This window comes from Salinigranum rubrum (genome assembly GCF_002906575.1).
GTDB classification, from domain to species: domain Archaea; phylum Halobacteriota; class Halobacteria; order Halobacteriales; family Haloferacaceae; genus Salinigranum; species Salinigranum rubrum.
The window spans coordinates 1,593,153-1,610,414 of sequence record NZ_CP026309.1 but is presented as its reverse complement, the minus strand read 5'-3'; the positions used below and the strand labels follow the sequence as shown (position 1 = coordinate 1,610,414).

The window sequence follows — 17,262 nt, the reverse complement described above, 5'->3', positions numbered from 1 at the left end:
CAGGGCGGTGTATGCCTCACGCCTCCCCAGCCGGGTCGCTCGCGCACGGAAGCGCGAGCAGGCCCACTCGCGCGCCAGACCGCACGGTCCTCTCGAAGAATCCGTCGACGTGAAGAGAGCGACGAAGGGACGACCCGTCAGTTCCCGCCCGCACAGGCCCGCTCGTACGACGTTCGGAGGGAACGGACGGCGTACTCGCCGGCCATCTCCGTCTTGTACTCGGGGTCGGCGTGCATCTCGTCGGTCGGGTCGGCGTCGGCGCGGACCGTCTCTGCCACTGATTCGAGCGCGTCGTCGGAGAGGGGTTCACCCACCAGTTCGTCGAGCGCGTCGTCGATGCGAAGGGGGATGCCGGCCGCGTTGCCGACGGCGAGGCGCGCCGTCTCGACGAGCGGCTCGTCGGCGGAGGGGTCGTCGACGCGAACCGCGGAGGCGGCGCTCACGGTCGGCCACGTCTGCGCCCCGCGCTTGAGTTCGACGAACGCACTTCCGCTCCTCCCGACGGGAAACGGTTCGCGGGGAAGGAGACGCTCGTGATGAGTTCGTTCTCCTCTAAGTCGGTGAACATGTACCCGATGAAGTAGTCGTCGGCGGGGATGGTCCGCTCGCCTTCGACGGAGGCGACGTGGAGTTCGCCACCGAGCGCCGACAGCACGGTCGGGTAGTTGCCGGCGGGGTCCGCCTCCGCGACGCTCCCGCCCATCGTCCCCCGGTTCCGCACGGCCGGGCCGGCGATCTGTTCTGCGGCCTCGGGGAGCACTTCGAGGACCGCCCGGAGGTCGTCGTGTCGTTCGAGGGTGCGGTGGCGCGTCATCGCGCCGATTTCGACCTCGTCCTCGCCGATGTCGACGAACGCGAGGTCGTCGAGGCGGTTGATGTCGACGAGTCGCTCGGGCGAGGCGAAGCGGTTCGCCATGATGATGCCGAGCGACTGGTTGCCGGCGAGGAGTTCGGCGTCGAGGTGTTCCTCTAAGAGTTCGAGCGCCTCGTCCATCGATTCGGGACGGTCGTACTCGAACTGGGTCGGCTTCATCGGCTCACCCCCGACTCGACGCCGGCCTCGCGGAGCCAGCGGCGGACCCGGTGACCCGTCGCGGGAATCTGGTCGACCACGATGTCGAACTCCGCGAGCGCGGCGTTGAGCGAGGAGGCGATGGCGGCGGGGCCGTCTATCATCCCGCCCTCGCCCGTCCCCTTCGCGCCGGTGGCCGTGTACGGCGACGGCGTCTCCTGGTGGTACAGTTCGAGGTCTGGCATGTTCTTCACCGAGGGGAGGAGGTAGTCGAACAGCGTGATGGCCTGTGGCTGGCCGTCGTCGGCGTAGCCGAACTCCTCGTACAGCGCGGCGCCGATGCCCTGGGCGAGCCCGCCCATCGCCTGCCCGTCGACGATCATCGGGTTCAGTCTGGTCCCGCAGTCGCGTAAGGTGTAGAACTTCAGGATTTCGACCTGTCCGGTTCGGGTGTCCACCTCGATGACGGGCGCGTTCGCCGCGAACGCCGCGGTCGGGTAGACCGGGAGCTTTCCAGTGAGGGCCTCGTCGAACTCCTCGCGCACCGAGGCGGGGTGCTGGTAGTCGTACGCGACGGCGGTGTACTCGCGCTCGGAGTCGCGGGCGACCAGGTCCGCGAGGTCGAGTCGCTCGCGCGTCTCGACGTGTTCGACCGCCCCGTCGCGGTAGACGACGTCTTCCACTGCGCAGTCGAACTCGCGCGCGCCGAGTTCGCGGAGGTTCGTCTTCAGCAACTCGCCCAGGCCCTCCGACGCGCCCGAGAGCATCACGGCCATCCGCGAGGCGGCCGTTCCGTACTCCGTCGGAGCCTCGACGCTGTCGAGGTACGACACCTCGACGTCGTCGGGAGTGAGTTCGAGGGCGTCGGCCAGAAGTTGCGCCACGAGGGTCCGGTGGCCCTGTCCCTGCGAGTCGGTGGCGATGAACGCCTCGACGCTCCCGTCGTCGCTGACCCTCCCTCTGAGGTGCTCCGGAAGTTCGGCCACGTCGTCGCGGTCACGGTCGTCGAGCGTCGAACGGTCGGTGCGCTGGCGGTCGGTCCAGTCCGACCCCGACACGCCGGGTTCGACGTGAATCGATGGGGAAACCGCGCGGATGTACCCCTCCTCGCGGCGCTCGTTGACGACCTCGGGGTCGAGCAGTCCGCCCTCGACGCGCTCCTCCTCGTCGACGATGTCGACGATGCGGTCGAAGGCGGCGGGGAAGTCACCCGAGTCGTAGATGTTCTTCGAGGGCAGGACGTACGGCATCTCCTCCGGCCCGATGAGGTTCTGCCGCTTGAACTCGACGGGGTCCATTCCCAACTCCCGGGCCGCCTCGTCGACGAGCATCTCCAGAGCGTAGAGATGAGACGGCACGCCGAACCCCCTGTAGGCCGTCTGGCACGTCTTGTTCGTCAGCGCGAGTTCGTACTCGTAGGCCACGTCCTCGATGTGGTAGGCGTTCGTCAGCGCGGCGAGCGGTTTGAGGACCTGGTTCACCGGGTAGCGTGGGTAGGCGCCGAAGTCATCGATGAACCAGACGTCCAGTCCCCGAATCGTACCGTCGTCGTCGACGGCTAACTTCACCCGGTAGTCGCGCTCCGAGGAGTGCATGTCGCCCCCCTGGAGGTTCTCGACGCGGTCCTCGACGAACTTTATCGGCTTTCCATCCAGGTACTGCGACGCCATCGCCGCCAGACAGCAGTAGCGGTGGATGGCGATCTTCGTCCCGTAGCTCCCGCCCACGTCGGCCGGAACGTTCAGCCGGACCTTCTCGGGCGGATAGCCGAGCGTGTCGTAGACGGTGTCGTCGACGAGCGTGTGTAGCTGGATGTTGCAGTCGATGTCGAACGCGTCCTTCTCCGGGTCGTACTCCGCGACGACGCCCGCCGTCTCCAGGGGGACGCCCGAGATACGTCCCCACGAGTACTCGCCCTCGACGACGTGGTCGGCCTCCTCGAACGCTTGGGCAGGAGAGCCGAACTCGAACCGCTCCGCGTCGGGGACGTTCGTGCCGATGTCCTCGTGGATGACGTTCTCGTCCCGTCGCGCGTCCATCGCGTCCGCGACGGCGTCGAGTTTCTCGTAGTCGATCACGACGCGGTCGGCGATGTCCTCGGCGGCGTACCTGTCGGAGGCGACGACGGCGGCGACGGGTTCGCCCGCGTACCGCACCTTGTCCGTGGGGAGCGACCACTCCTCGAACCCTTCGAGGCCGGCGGGCATCGGGTTGTAGTCTCGTTTCACGTCCTCGCCGGTGATGACGAGTTCGCAGTCGGGGTGGTCCAGCGCCCGCGAGACGTCGACCTCTTCGATGCGGGCGTGGGGGTGGACGCTGCGGACGAGCGCCATGTGGAGGCAGTCGGGGGGCGTGATGTCGTGGATGTACTCCGCGCGTCCCGTGAGGATGTCGTAGTCCTCCACGCGCTTGACCGACTGGCCGGTGTACGACTCGCGTTCGCTCTTCGGACTCGTGTCGCCCGCGGACTCGGTCTCGGCGCGGGACATTACGAACGCTCCTCGCTGTCGACCGCGAGTTCGGCGGCCGCGCGCTCGACGGCGCTGTAGATGTTGTGATAGCCCGTACAGCGGCAGATGTTGTCCGAGAGGGCCGTCTTCACCTCGTCGCGGGAGGGGTCGGAGTTCTCTTCGAGGAGTTCGAAGGCGGACATGACGAACCCGCTCGTACAGAACCCACACTGGAGGGCGTGTTCCTCGTGGAACGCCGACTGGAGCGGGTGGAGTTCGCCGTCGTCGGCGAGATTCTCGACGGTTTCGATTTCGAGTCCCTCGGCCTGCACCGCGTAGGTGAGACACGACTTCACCGTCGCGCCGTCCATCATCACGGTGCACGCCCCGCAGACGCCGTGTTCGCATCCGACGCGGACGCCGCGGAGCCCACACTCGGTGCGCAGGAAGTCGGAGAGCTTCAGCCGAGGTTCGACCTCGCGGGTGACCTCCTCACCGTTGACAGTCAGGGTGACGGTCTCGGTCGGGCGAGCCTCATCACCCTCTGTGGTACCGGTGCTCATGTCCGTTCATTTCTGTGCCGCGTGTGATAATCCTTGCGTCGAGACGGGGAGGAGGGTGTCGACCCCCGTCGCTCGGTTCGAACGACGACGCCCGCCGACGGCCCTACTCCCTGTCGCCGAACGCGCCCGCCGCCGCCAGTTCGTCCAGTCGCTCCTCGGAGTAGCCCAGGTCCGCGAACACCTCGCGGGTGTGCTCGCCCAGTTTCGGCGGCGGCGAGCGGAAGCCGCTCTCGGCGTGGGCGAAGTTCAGGGGGTGTTCGATGGTCGGCACCGTCCGGTCGCCGTCCTCGCTCGACACCTCGCTCACGACGCCGCGCGCCTCGGTCTGTTCGTTGTAGAGCGCCTCCTCCACCGACTGCACCGGTCCGGCGGGGACGCCGGCGTCGACGAGGACGTCCATCCACTCGTCCGTCGTTTTCTTCCCGAGGGCGTCCTCGATTTCGGCCTCCAGTTCGCTCATGTGTTCGACTCGGTCGGCGTTCGTCTCGAACCGGTCGTCCTCGACGAGGCCCGGGCGGTCGATGGCGGCACAGAAGTCACGCCACAGCTTCTGGTTCAGACAGGCGACGTTGAGGTGGCCGTCCTCCGTCGCGTACGTCTGGTACGGCGCGAGCACGGGGTCTTTCGTCCCCATTCTGGTCGGTTCTTCGCCGGCGAACACCTTCCCGGCCTGCTTCGTCAGCCAGGGGAGCGTCGCGTCGAGCATGCCGAGTTCGACCCGGTCGCCCTCGCCCGTCAGTTCGCGCTTGTAGAGGCCGTTCATGACGCCGAAGGCGGCCCACATCCCCGTGATGAGGTCGGTCTGGGGGAGGCCCACCTTGACCGGGCGTCCCTCGGGGTCCGGTTCGCCCGTGACGCTCATGATGCCGCTCATCCCCTGCACGAGGAGGTCGTAGCCGGGCCGTTGGCTCCACGGACCCGTGTCGCCGAACGCGGAGATGGAGCAGTAGACGAGGCCCTCGTTGAGGTCCGAAAGCGTGTCGTAGTCGACGCCGAGGCGGTCGGCGACGCCGGGTCTGAAGTTCTGGACGAAGACGTCCGCCTCTGCCACCAGGTCGTACAGCGCCTCCTTCCCGCTCTCCGTCTTCAGGTCCAGTTCGACGCTCCGCTTGTCGTAGTTGAGCGTCCAGTAGTAGGGGGACTCGCCGTCGACGAACGGGGGGCCGGAGTGTCTGATGTCGTCGCCGGTGCCGGGACGTTCGACCTTGATGACGTCCGCGCCCTGGTTCGCCAGCATGAGCGAGCAGAACCCCCCGGTGACGAACGTCGAGAGGTCGACCACCGTCACTCCGTCGAGGATTCGTGTGCCGTTCGTGTTCATGCGTCGTAGCCTCGCGGGCGGAGCAAAAGTGTTGTCGGTACTGCGCGGTGTCGGGAGGCGCGCGGTCCGAGTCGCGTCATCCGGTCTCGGTCCCGACCGCCGCCATCCACAGGACGGAGACGCCGAACACGGTGGCGGCCATCGCGACGAAGCCGAGCGCGAAGGAGTTCGTGTCCAACAGCGTCCGACCGAGGAGCCACGGATAGACGACGGCGCCGACGTTCCCGACCAGGAGCATCGCCACGAGCGTGACGCCGGCGTCGTCCGCCAGTTCCGAGAAGGCCAGGGCGAACAGCGGCCCGAACGGGACGCCGAACCCGAGCCCGGTCCCCACGACGGCGGCGACGAGGAGCCACGGGGCCTCCGTTCGAAGGGCGAGCGCCAGAAGCGAGAGCACGACGGCGGTGCCGACGAACGAGACGAGGACGGTCCGGCGGTCGCCCACGCGTTCGGAGAGGTGGCCGCCGACGGCCCGGCCGACGACCGTCGAGAGCGAGAAGCCGACGAGCGTCGCCGTCACCGGCACGCCGGCCCCCCGGAGCACGTCCGGGTACCAGGTGCCGGCGACCATCAGGAAGCCGAACGTGGCCATGTTCCCCAGGCCGAGCGCGAGTCCGGTCGGGGAGCGGAGCGGCGCGAGGTACGCCGCGACGGGGAGGGGCGGTTCGGTTCGGACGCCCGAAAGCGTCGCGGTGCCGACGGCGCCCACACCGATGAGCGCGGCGGCACCGACGGCGGGGACGACCGGGTTCCACCGGACGAGCGCGGGTGCGGCGGCGAGACCGGCGGCGAATCCGAGGGTGAACAGCGCGCCCAGGAGCCCCTGAGCGGCCGCCGTTCGGTCGGGGACGCGCCGACCGACGTACTTCATCGCCGCGACGAACGCCACGCCCTGGCCGACGCCGAGGAGTGTTCGGGAGGCGAGTGCGGCCGGGAGCGTCGCCCAGCCCCCGACGAGCGCGGCCAGTGTCGCCAGGACGAACCCGAGCACACACGTCCGGGGGACGGACATCACGCGCGTGAGGCGGTCCGCGGGGAGGGCGGCGAGCCCCTGCGTGAGGAGGAACAGCGTCATGCCGAACCCCGCCGCGTCGGGCGCGACCCCGCGGTCGATGAGGAGCGAGACGACGGCGCCGTAGGAGCCGACGGCGACGCCGAGACCGAACAGGCCGGTTCCGAGCGTCGACAGCGCCCGCCGCGGAAGTTGTGAGGTCGACACCGTCGAACTCAGGGTTCGAGGACGGTCGTCCCGAACGTCTCACCGGCTCGAAGCTCCTCGTGAACCGCGGGTACCTCGTCGAGTCCGACCCGTCGTCGAACGACCGGGTCGACCCGGCCGTCGGCGAACAGTCTGGCTGCGCGGACCACCTGGTCCTTCGTCGCGTAGCGCGACCCGAGGAAGGAAGCCTCCTTGACGACGTACTCCTTCATCGGGACGTCGAAGGTGCGGTCGTGGTGGGTGGTGAGCGAGACGACCTGTCCGCCCATCGCCATCGCCTCCCAGGCGTCACCGAGCGTGTCGGTGTCGCCGACGGTGTCGACGACGACGGTGGGACCCGCTCCCCGGGGCGTCGCGTCTCGAACCCGGGAGGCGAACTCTCCACCGGAGGCGTCGACGGGAACGACCGTGTCCGGGGTCAGGTCGTCGACGTGGGCGAGGCGCTCGGGGTCGATGTCGGCGGCGACGACGTGCGCGCCGCGGCTGGCGGCCAGTTGCGAGAGGTGGACGCCGATACGGCCGGCGGCCCCGACAACGAGTACTGAATCGGTGTCGTCGACGCCGGTTCGTTCACAGACGTGCAGCGGCGTCGCGAGGCCGTCCGCGGCGATGGCGCCGGCGGCGAACCCCGTTTCCTCCGGGAGGGGAAGCGCGTTCGCGGCCGGGAGGACGGCGGACTCGGCGTAGGCGCCGTCGCAGTTCACGCCGTACCAGCCTCGGAAGCGAAGACAGCGGTTAGCCTCACCGCGGCGGCAGTGGTCACACGTCCCGCAGGTGAGGTAGAAGTACGCGAGGACGCGGTCCCCGACGGAGAGGTCGACGCCCGCTCCCACCTCGCTGACGACGCCGGCGAACTCGTGGCCCGGAACCCGCGGCGTGAGCGCGGGGTCGTCGGAGAGCCCGCCCTGAACGGCGTTCTCGATGGTCCGGGTGACGGCGCAGGCGCGCACGTCGACGCGGACCTCGCCGGAACCGGGGTCGGGTCTGTCCACCTGTCGAACGGTGAGGTCGCCGCCCCACTCGTCGAGGACGACGGCGTTCATCGAGGTCATGCGCCGAGGTGCGCCCCAGCGTCTGATAAACCTTGTCGTGGACCGAACAGTTATGCTCATGGGTTATCCATACACACGCGCCATGTCAACTAGTGACAGCCACGATTCGACAGCGGAGTCGTCGACGACCAGCATCGTCGAGTACGACATCGAGGACAAACCCCCGGCGGGCGAGGCGATCCCGCTGGGCATCCAGCATCTGCTCGCGATGTTCCTCTCGACGGTCGCGCTCCCCATCGTCATCGCGGGCGCCATCGGGGTCGGACAGGCGGACACGACGTTCCTCCTCCAGATGGCGCTGCTCGTCGCCGGGGTCGCGACCATCGTCCAGGCGTATCCGGTCGGGCCGGTCGGCGCCAGACTCCCCATCGTGATGGGCACGAGCGCCATCTTCGTCGCGCCGCTCATCGACGTGGGGAACCAGTTCGGTCTCGCCGCCATCTTCGGGGCGGTCATCCTCGCCGCGCCGGTCGAGATAATCATCGGCTACTTCATCGACGACATCCGGGGGCTGTTCCCCCGCTCGTGACGGGCGTCGTGGTGATGCTCGTCGGCCTCACGCTCGTCCCGGTGGCGATGGACTACGCCGCCGGCGGGCCGGGCGCGCCGACGTACGGGAACGCCGCGAACGTCGGCCTCGCGGCGCTCGTCTTCCTCATCGCCGTCGGCGTCAACCAGTTCTTCGACGGCTTCCTCCGGATGACGAGCGTGCTCCTCGCCGTCGTCGTCGGCTACGTCGCCGCCATCCCGCTCGGACTGCTCGACCTGAGCGGCGTCGCGACGGCGGGATGGTTCGCGTTCCCCATCCCCCTCCGCTACGGCGTCGAGTTCCACCCGAGCGCCGTCCTCGTCGTCGCCTTCGCGTACATCATCACGGCAATCGAGACCATCGGTGACGTCTCCGGGACCACGGAAGCGGTCGGGCGCGACCCCGAAGGCGACGAACTGAAAGGCGCCCTCGTCGCCGACGGCGCCATGAGCGGCATCGCCGGCGTCTTCGGGGCGTTCCCGAACACCTCCTTCTCGCAGAACGTCGGTCTCATCAGCTTCACGGGGGTGGCGAGTCGGTACGTCGTCGCCATCTGCGGCGGCTTCCTCGTCGTCCTCGGTTTCGTCCCGAAGGTCGCGGCGGTCGTCGCCGCGATGCCGAATCCGGTGCTCGGCGGGGCCGCCATCGTCCTCTTCGGGATGATCTTCTCCGTCGGCGTCCGCATCCTCACCCGCGCGCGACTCACCCAGCGGAACCTCACCATCGTCGCCACCTCAATCGTGCTCGGTCTGGGCGTCGAAGTGCGCCCGGACGTGCTGTCGAGCCTCCCGGAGGACCTCCGCCTGCTCGCCGGGTCGGGGCTCATCGCCGGCGGCGTGACGGCGCTCGTGTTGAACCTCGTCCTGCCGTCCGACGGTGAACCGGCCCCCGAAGCCGCTGGCGTCGCTCCGGAGGGCACGGACGACTGAGGCGAACCGCCCCGAGCACCGAAAGAGAGAGAACAGCGCGACTCGAACCGCTTTTTTACACGTAGTCGGCGTCGGTGGCGACGGTGTGGCCCGGGAGGACGCCGGAGCGTTCGAGCGCGTAGTAGCCGACGACGTGGAGGACGCCGGCGGCGACGATGCCGTTGAGCGAGGCGATGCCGGGAATCAACTGGGGTGCCGCGACGCCGGGGATCACCGACCCGGCGGTGAGGACGGCGACGAGACAGCCGCCGGCGTACGCCAGGACGGACACCCACCGCACGCCCGCGAAGGAGACGTCGTCCATCCGGGGGATGCGGGTCAGCCCCCACACGACCAGGAAGTCCGCGATGAGGACGCCGCCGATGGGCGGGACGTACTGGCCGAGCGTCGAGAGCCAGGGGATGAGGAGACTGTCGACGCCGGCCAGCGCGAGGAGGATGCCGACCGCGCCGCCGACGAGGACGAACGGTCGCTTGCGGTCGAAGTCGAACGCCTCGCTCCCGGCGACGCCGAACGCGTAGGCGGCGTTGTCGTTGGTCGTCCAGATGTTGAACATCAGCCCGACGAGGCCGATGAACGCCAGCCCCTGTGCGGTCAGGACGGCGTAGAGGTCGCCCGCGGGCGACACGTCGTACACCGATCCGCCGACCGCACCCGAGATGAAGAGGAAGCCGTTGCCGACGAGGAAGGCGACGAGGCCCGCCCAGAACCCGACGCGCTTGCTCGACGCGAACCGCGCCCAGTTGGGCGCCTGCGTCCCGCCGCTGATGAACGTCCCGACGACGATGGTCACGGCGGCACCGAACGCCATCTCGCTGCCGCCGGTCGCCGCGAGGAGGCCGCCGACGCCGCCGACGTCGGAGACGGCGATACCGATAGAGAGCAGGCCGACGATGACCAGCGCCGGCACCGCGACGTACGACAGGCGCTCCATGCCGTCGTAGCCGAAGTACGCCGTCGCGAGGTGCAACACGCCCCAGACGACGATGAGCACAGAGACGAACATCGGCGTATCGAGACCCAGAAACGTCGCCATCGGGATGGCGATCATTGGAATGGTGACGCCGAACCACCCGACCTGCGTCCCGCCCAGGAGGAGGTCGGCCCACTTCGCGCCCAGTCGCCCGAACGTGTACCGTGCGAGCAGCACCGTCGTGAGACCGGCCTTGGCGGCGATGGCACAGAGCGCCGCGACGTAGACGCCGAGGATGGCGTAGCCGACCCCCATCGCGGCCAGCATCGGACCGAAGCCCATCGCGGCACCGACCTCCGCACCCGCCCACATCGTGCCCGCGAAGAACACGAAGCCGAGGAGGACCGCCGAGATACTCACCAGCCCTTTCCGTTCCGACTTCGGGACGTGGTCGACCGGCCAGTCGGGGTCCGGGAGGTCCTCGTCACCGAAGACGACTGTCCGCCAATCGAAGTCTGTGTCTTGTGTTGCCATGACACACTATGTTCGAATGTCCTATTTATATCTTGTCATAATACGCTACCGAACCTCGGAAAACACCACTACAGTCCTTCGATTCCTTAGCCCCGTACCGATATTTTCTCCACAGCCACCGAACAGTTATGCCCTTCCTCCCACCTCTGCCCGTATGGATTACGTCGTCACCGACGCAACGACACTCGACGGGGACCGAGTCGACATCGAGATTCGCGCGGGGCGTCTCGACCGAATCGTTCCGGCGGGCGAGGGCGACCCCGAGGCGTTCGACGCCGATCGCCGGTACGACGCCGACGGGAGACTGGTCACGCCACCGCTCGTCGAACCGCACTTGCATCTCGACGCGACACTGACCGCGGGCGACCCGCGCTGGAACGACCCCGGAACCCTGGCGGAGGGGATTCGAATCTGGGCCGACCACAAGGAGTCGCTCCGGAAAGAGGACGTGAAGGCGCGGGCGACGCAGGCCGTCGAGTGGATGGCGGCCAACGGCATCACGAGGGTTCGGACGCACGCCGACACCACCGAGGAGACGCTGGCGGGCGTCGAGGCGCTGCTCGAACTCCGCGAGGAGGTGTCCGACCTCGTGGACCTCCAGGTGGTCGCCTTTCCCCAAGACGGCGTCTTCACCCGACCGCGTCACGAGGACCTCCTGCGCGAGGCGATGGAGATGGGCTGTGACCTCGTGGGTGGAATCCCGCACAACGAACACACCCGTGAGGACGGCGTCGCCTCGGTCGAGATGGCGATGGACCTGGCCGAACAGTACGGAACTCCGGTCGACCTCCACATCGACGAGACGGACGACCCGGGGTCGCGCTTCACCGAGGTGCTGGCGAGCGAGGCGCTGAAGCGGGGGCTCGGGGAGAGAACGACCGCGAGCCACACGACGGCGATGCACTCGTACTCGAACGCGTACGCCGACAAACTGATCTCTTTGGTAACGGAGAGCGGCGTGAGCGTCGTCACGAACCCGCCGGACAACAGCGTCCTGCAGGGGCGGTACGACGACTACCCCAGACGGCGAGGGCACACCAGAATCGACCAGTTACACGACGCGGGCGTGACGGTCGCGCTCGGCCACGACTCCGTGATGGACCCGTGGTACCACTACGGGACGGGCGATCAACTCGACGCCGCGTTCGTCCTCTTGCACTACGCGCACATGAGCGGTCGCGGCGACGTCGAGACGCTCTGGCGGATGCTCACCGAATCGAACGCGGCGGTCTTCGGGGCGACGGAGTACGGACTCGAAGCGGGCAACGAGGGCTCACTCGTCGTCTACGACAGCCCGGACCCGTTCAACGCCCTTCGAACGAGAGCCGCGCGGACAGTCGTCCTGAGGGAGGGCCGCGTCGTCGCGGAGACCGAACCGCGGGAGACCGTCGTCCGTCGACCCGACGGAGAGCGTCGGGTGGACTTTCACCGCTGAGGGACTCGTCAGAGAGGGCCGAGGCGCGTCTACGCCTCTTTGAACGCCACGCACCGGCTGACCGACGACTCGCCGCCGCGGAACCGCCACGGGAAGGTGCCGATCTGGACGCGCTCGTTCAGCAGTTCCTCGGGGACCTGCGCGTTCTCGACGTGGACGATACCGTGGGGGAACAGCTCCGTGTGCATGAGCTGGTAGCCCTCGGGCGGGAAGATTTCGTCGAGGTCGTCGACGCCGAGGTGGTCACAGGCCTCCGCCGCCAGTTCGGGCCGGACGTCGCGGACGACCGTGTTCATCGGGTGGTCGGCGCTCCCGCAGTCGAGGAGGAGGTAGTTGAGGTCCATCTCGCGGCACCACTCGGCGAACTCCATGTTCGGGCCGGGGTGCTTGCAGAAGAAGGCGTGCGGGTCGGCCTCCTCGCGGTGCCAGGCGTACTTCTGGAAGCCGGTGTGGATGAAGAGGATGTCGCCCTCGCGGACGTCGCAGACGTCCTCGATCATCTCGGAAGTGTAGACGTCGTACTCGCCGACCTTGTCCGAGATGTCGGCGACGACGGCGTCGCCAACGAGTTCGTCGAGCGACATCTGCTCGATGTCGCGGCCGTGGGCGACGAAGTGCTTCTCGCCGTCGAGGTGCGTCCCCGTGTGGTTCATGAACTCGATCTTCTGGCCGTTGACCTTCTCCGTGTCGAGGGACTTCTCGTACCAGATCTTCGGGTTGTCGTACGTCGGCCACGCAGGGGTGTCCTGACACCACGGCTGCGTGAGATCGTACATTTCGTATCCGTCGAGCATACACGTGCACGTCCCGCAGGAGTGTGATAAGTGTTGTTCCACACATCCGACGGTGTGGCCGGAGGGACGCCCCCTCGAACGCGGTTCTCCGTTCAGCCGTGCGGAACAGAGGGGCTGGGATCACCGACGGCTTACGGGTGTTTATTTCATCCCGTTATGGAGATAATTTCTCGATTGACAGTGGTTCTGGGGCGGGGTTCGCTCACACCGTCGCCCGTGGACCGATCGGCGGTTCATCAGAGAAACGGCTGTTCAGTAGGATCGAACACTTGTCGAGTGTGTACAAGTGACAACCGGTCGCTGTAACGACAGTGTTCAGCACTGCAGAACAGATGTTTTTTGTATCTGCACACATGTGGTACCAGTACTCATGGACACCGACGACGACTCCGGCGGCCTCATCCGTGCGGTCGACACGACCCTCCGCATCGTGGAGACCCTCAACGACCTGGGGACGGCCGGCGTGACCGAACTGGCCCGCCGACTCGACGAACCGAAGAGTACGGTGTACAACCACCTCGACACGCTCAACCGACGGGGGTACGTCGTCAAGGACGACGACGCGTACCGACTCGCCTGTCGGTTCCTCGAACTGGGGTCGATGACCCGGGAGCGGTACCTCGTCTACCGCATCGCCCGCGACGAGGTGACCGCGCTCGCGGAGGAGACGGGCGAACTCGCGGGGTTAGTCGTCGAAGAGCACGGTTACGGGGTGTTCCTCCACCGGGCGAAGGGGAACCAGGCGGTCCACGTCGACACGCACGTCGGCAAGCGCATCCACCTCCACGGGGCCGCACTCGGGAAGGCGATGCTCGCGTTTTCGTCGGCCGAACACGTCCACGAAGTCATCGACCGCCGGGGCCTGCCGGCGCTGACCGACCACACGCTCACCGACGAGGACGCCCTGTTCGACGAACTCGAACGGATTCGTGAGGAGGAGGTCGCCTTCGACGACGAGGAGCGCATCAACGGCCTGCGGAGCGTCGCCGTTCCGCTCCGGACCGACGAGGGGGACGTGCTCGGTGCAATCAGCGTCGCCGGCCCCACGAGTCGACTGCGCGGCGACCGGTTCCGGTCGGAACTCCCCGACAGACTGCGGAGCGCCGCGAACGTCATCGAACTCAACATCACGTACCTCTGAATCCGGACACCCGCGTCCAGTGTTACACACATATTGGTGTAATTTTCTCGCCGTTCGTCGGCACCGAAGGCACTCTCGACCCGGTCGCCTCCGCCTGGGCTACGATGGCGTCTAGACGTTACCGATTAGAATCCCTGAAAATCGGAGAGATAATTCGCCAACTAGTACTGTGAACATAACGTATCTACGTCACGTTTTTCGAGAGATATGACGGTGAGGAGCGTATCTCTGTGAGAAGCGGTTCTCACGAGTGTCCACCGACCGACACACAGTCTAACTAATTATATAATTCAAACGGAGGAGGGAATTCAGTCGGCGTCGACGACGGTCGGTCCGTCGCGGTCCAATTTCCGCCGACGGCTCTCGTTGAGCGCGTCGCAGACGCCGCCCTGTCCGGTCATGTTCGTCTGTGCGAGTCGGCCGCGTCGGTGGACGAGTTCGAACGACTCGGGGTCGATGGGGTCGCCCTCGGGCGTCCGGAACAGTCGGTCGTCCTCGCCCTCGACGATGCCGACCTCCCGTGCCTTACAGAGATAGCGGTCGAGCGGTCGCGCGTCGACGGTGACGGCGAACGCGCCCTCGGCGAGGTAGACCGAGGCGCGGGCACCCTCCCGACGCGGGTCGTCGTCGATAGCGACGCCGGCGGGTGTCAGTTCACAGATCTGCTCGGACGAGACGCCGGCGTCGAGGAGCGTCTCGACGGCCGCGTACTGCCGGGAGAGGCGGGCCTTGTCGTCGAGCGTGGCGCGTACCGAGGCGACCTCGCCGTCGGCGTCGGGGAAGGACGCCTCGAACGACTGCCGCGCGTTGACCCCCTCGTTGATCTCCGCTTGATGCATGTGGTCGCGCAGATATATCTCCGCGCGGTCGACCCCGTCGATGGATTCGAGTTCGTCGCGCGCGTCGGTCGCCATCATCCAAGCGAACGCGGGCGAACACCACGCCGTCGGGAGCGTGAAGCGGACCGTCACCGACGTCTCGTCGATGGCGATGCGGTCGACGTAGTCGAGGTCGACGATGGACTCGTCTAGTTCGGGGTCCGTCACGCGGTCGAGTCGCGCGCGGACGTCTGCGGGCGTCGCGGGCATCAGTCGTCCGCCGAGGCCGGCGCTCCGTACGACTCTTCGAGGCCGAACTCCCGACTGATGGCGTCGTCTCTGAACTGCTTCTTCCGTTCCTCGATGTCGATGTCGTATAGGTCGGCGATGTTCTCGCCCATCACCTTCTTCTTCGTCTCGAGGTCGAACTCGACGCCGAACTCCTCGACCGTCTCCTCGGAGAACTCCATGTCCATGATGGCCTCGATGAGCCAGTCGGGGTCCCAGATGCCGTAGTCGGAACCGAACGTGATGCGGTCCTCGCCGAGCCAGAACAGCAGTTCGGCCATGATCTCCTCGAACTTCTTCGGGCGGCCGAGCGCCATCGGCGCCGCGACGGCGATGCCGCCGTAGACGTTCGGTTCCTGGGTGGCGATCCAGCAGAAGTCGTCTAATCTGGGGAGGCCCACGTGCTCGACGATGAAGTTCAGTTCGGGGAAGTTCGTCGCGGCGTCGTCGACGTCGGCGACGTCGAACGCGTCGCGGTTCAGCGGCCGGATGGTCGGCCCCTTGTGCGGGTGGATGTTCTCGATGCCGAGGTCGACGCACTTCTCCAGGAACTCGTAGGCCTCCTCGCTGTCGAGGCGCCACCCCTTCGAGTCCCCCTTCCACTCCGCCGTGTAGACCTTCGCACCCATCACGTCGTACTCCTCCTTCTGGCGTTCGAGTTCCTTCAGGCCCGCCTCGCCGTCGCGGGGGTCCCACCGCCCGTTGAGCACGAACCGCTCGGGTGGTCCTGATACAGCGTCTGCCCGAGGTCGTCGACCGTGTTGAACCCCTCCGAGTAGAACTCGTGGAGGTGCGTCGGCTGATAGACCGCCATGTCGACGTAGTTGGTGAACAGGTCCTCCTTCACCTCCTCGGGGGTGAACTTCCGGTAGTCGTCGATGTCGCGGACCCTGTCCTCGGGCGTGAACCCGGTGTGGTAGTCGTAGAAGCACTGGATGAACTGCTCGCCGCCCTCGTGCTTGATGTTCTCCTCCGTCGCGTCCCACATGTGCGTGTGTCCGTCGATGACGAACACGTCCTCGCCCTGGTGCTGGTACATACGGATGGGCCTCAGGACACACAGCATAAATAATTTACATAATTATTCATCATACGGAGCGCGAATATTTTGTCTCGACAGCTACTCGCAGGGGAGTAGTGATCTGACGCGTCGGCAGTGGCGTCACGCCTCTCCGCAAGACGAGAGCTTTTGCGATAGGAACAATCATGATTAATCGGTATGCAAGCCGCTCGATTACACGAGTACACCGACGACATGAGCGAGGCGCTGTCGATCGACGAGGTCGACCGTCCGACCGTCGACACCTCCGACGGCGTCATCGTCGAGGTAGAGGGGGCGGGATGGTGCCAGACGGACAACCACATCATCGAGGGGATGTGGACCGAGTACGTCCCGCAGGACCTCCCGCTCACGCTCGGCCACGAGAACGCCGGCATCGTGAGCGAAGTCGGCGAGGAGGTAACGGCTGTGGAGGCCGGCGACCCCGTCATCTGCCACCCGGTCCAGACCTGCGGGACCTGCCGGTCGTGTCGGCTGGGCGAGGACATGTACTGCGACAACTCGAAGTTCAACGGCCTCACCCACGACGGCGGGTTCGCCGAGTACCTCCACACCTCGGAGCGGGCGGTCATCCCGCTTCCCGACGGCGTGGACCCGACGGACATCGCCCCGCACGCCGACGCGGGTATCACGGCCTACCACGCCGCGAAGAAGGCCGTCGACGAACTCAACCCTGGCGACGCGGCCGTCGTCATCGGCGTCGGCGGCCTCGGCCACATCGGCCTGCAGTGTCTCCGCGCGATGTCCGCCGCCGACATCGTCGCCGTCGACCTCAAGCAGTCCGCGCGCGACCTCGCCTCGGAGTTGGGAGCCGACGACACCGTCGACCCCGAAACGGAAGACGTCGCGAGCGCGGTCGAGGAGTTCTCGGGCGGCGTCGGCGCGCAGCAGGTGCTCGACTTCGTCGGCCGCGACGAGACGACGGCGCTCGCGCCCGACATCACGGCCGCCGGCGGCGACCACCACATCATCGGCTACGGCGGGCACGTCCACGAACCCGCGCAGGCGCTCGTCAACGGCGAGTTCGCCTTCCGCGGAACGCTCGTCGGCCGCTACACCGAACTGCAGGAACTCGTCGCGCTCGTCGACCGCGGTGCCGTCGAACTCCACACCGAGCGCTACGACCTGGACGACGTGAACACCGTCGCCGAACGGCTCGAACACGGCGAGATCGACGGCCGCGCCGTCATCACGCCGCCCTGAG

At 67.2% G+C, this 17,262-nt stretch carries 13 protein-coding genes and 2 pseudogenes; 4 read left to right on the top strand and 11 right to left on the bottom strand.

All coding sequences use genetic code 11. The features are described from left to right. Positions 1–137: 137 nt before the first annotated feature. The 7 genes from C2R22_RS26230 to C2R22_RS07965 all read right to left on the bottom strand — a co-directional run bounded on the left by C2R22_RS26230 (position 138) and on the right by C2R22_RS07965 (position 7,617). Positions 138–443, bottom strand: a complete 306-nt coding sequence (locus C2R22_RS26230; RefSeq protein ID WP_245902938.1) for an FAD binding domain-containing protein — start codon at positions 441–443, stop codon at positions 138–140. Next, complete coding sequence (locus C2R22_RS07990) at positions 440–1,033, bottom strand: FAD binding domain-containing protein (protein WP_245902936.1); 594 nt, start codon at positions 1,031–1,033, stop codon at positions 440–442. The genes C2R22_RS26230 and C2R22_RS07990 overlap by 4 nt, the downstream gene beginning before the upstream one ends. Continuing rightward, on the bottom strand, positions 1,030–3,501 hold the full coding sequence (locus C2R22_RS07985; protein WP_103425287.1) for a xanthine dehydrogenase family protein molybdopterin-binding subunit: 2,472 nt from the start codon (positions 3,499–3,501) through the stop codon (positions 1,030–1,032). Before C2R22_RS07985 ends, C2R22_RS07990 begins: the two co-directional genes overlap by 4 nt. Further along, the gene (locus C2R22_RS07980; protein ID WP_103425286.1) at positions 3,501–4,025 is read right to left on the bottom strand and encodes a (2Fe-2S)-binding protein; all 525 of its coding nucleotides are present in this window, start codon (positions 4,023–4,025) and stop codon (positions 3,501–3,503) included. The genes C2R22_RS07985 and C2R22_RS07980 overlap by 1 nt, the downstream gene beginning before the upstream one ends. A gap of 103 nt (positions 4,026–4,128) precedes the next feature. After that, on the bottom strand, positions 4,129–5,346 hold the full coding sequence (locus tag C2R22_RS07975) for a CaiB/BaiF CoA transferase family protein (RefSeq protein ID WP_103425285.1): 1,218 nt from the start codon (positions 5,344–5,346) through the stop codon (positions 4,129–4,131). Between the two features lie 76 nt (positions 5,347–5,422). Next, positions 5,423–6,565 (bottom strand): MFS transporter, encoded by a 1,143-nt coding sequence (locus tag C2R22_RS07970; protein WP_245902935.1) that lies wholly within the window; start codon positions 6,563–6,565, stop codon positions 5,423–5,425. Positions 6,566–6,573: 8 nt separating this feature from the next. Then, a complete protein-coding gene (locus C2R22_RS07965) occupies positions 6,574–7,617 on the bottom strand; it encodes an alcohol dehydrogenase catalytic domain-containing protein (RefSeq protein WP_103425283.1) in 1,044 nt (347 codons plus the stop codon). A gap of 82 nt (positions 7,618–7,699) precedes the next feature. Here C2R22_RS07965 and C2R22_RS07960 point away from each other — a divergent pair. After that, positions 7,700–9,075 (top strand): annotated as a pseudogene (locus C2R22_RS07960) (uracil-xanthine permease family protein). Positions 9,076–9,130: 55 nt separating this feature from the next. Here C2R22_RS07960 and codB read toward each other — a convergent pair. Then, positions 9,131–10,522, bottom strand: coding sequence for a cytosine permease (gene codB, locus C2R22_RS07955; protein WP_103425282.1), 1,392 nt, complete (start codon positions 10,520–10,522; stop codon positions 9,131–9,133). Positions 10,523–10,676: 154 nt separating this feature from the next. On the opposite strand from codB, the gene C2R22_RS07950 reads away from it, so the two are divergent. After that, positions 10,677–11,957, top strand: a complete 1,281-nt coding sequence (locus tag C2R22_RS07950) for a cytosine deaminase (protein ID WP_103425281.1) — start codon at positions 10,677–10,679, stop codon at positions 11,955–11,957. A gap of 29 nt (positions 11,958–11,986) precedes the next feature. Here C2R22_RS07950 and C2R22_RS07945 read toward each other — a convergent pair whose 3' ends face one another. Further along, positions 11,987–12,751: a cyclase family protein gene (locus C2R22_RS07945; protein WP_103425280.1), complete on the bottom strand. Its 765-nt coding sequence runs from the start codon at positions 12,749–12,751 to the stop codon at positions 11,987–11,989. Between the two features lie 370 nt (positions 12,752–13,121). Between C2R22_RS07945 and C2R22_RS07940 the strand changes: the two genes are divergently transcribed. Beyond that, positions 13,122–13,892, top strand: coding sequence for an IclR family transcriptional regulator (locus C2R22_RS07940; RefSeq protein WP_103425279.1), 771 nt, complete (start codon positions 13,122–13,124; stop codon positions 13,890–13,892). 308 nt (positions 13,893–14,200) lie between these two features. On the opposite strand, the gene C2R22_RS07935 is transcribed toward C2R22_RS07940, so the two are convergent. After that, positions 14,201–14,980, bottom strand: coding sequence for a metal-sulfur cluster assembly factor (locus C2R22_RS07935; RefSeq protein WP_103425278.1), 780 nt, complete (start codon positions 14,978–14,980; stop codon positions 14,201–14,203). Further along, positions 14,980–16,037 (bottom strand): annotated as a pseudogene (locus C2R22_RS07930) (amidohydrolase family protein). Before C2R22_RS07930 ends, C2R22_RS07935 begins: the two are co-directional and overlap by 1 nt. A 180-nt stretch (positions 16,038–16,217) precedes the next feature. On the opposite strand from C2R22_RS07930, the gene C2R22_RS07925 reads away from it, so the two are divergent. Further along, complete coding sequence (locus C2R22_RS07925; RefSeq protein ID WP_103425277.1) at positions 16,218–17,261, top strand: NAD(P)-dependent alcohol dehydrogenase; 1,044 nt, start codon at positions 16,218–16,220, stop codon at positions 17,259–17,261. Position 17,262: the final 1 nt, after the last annotated feature.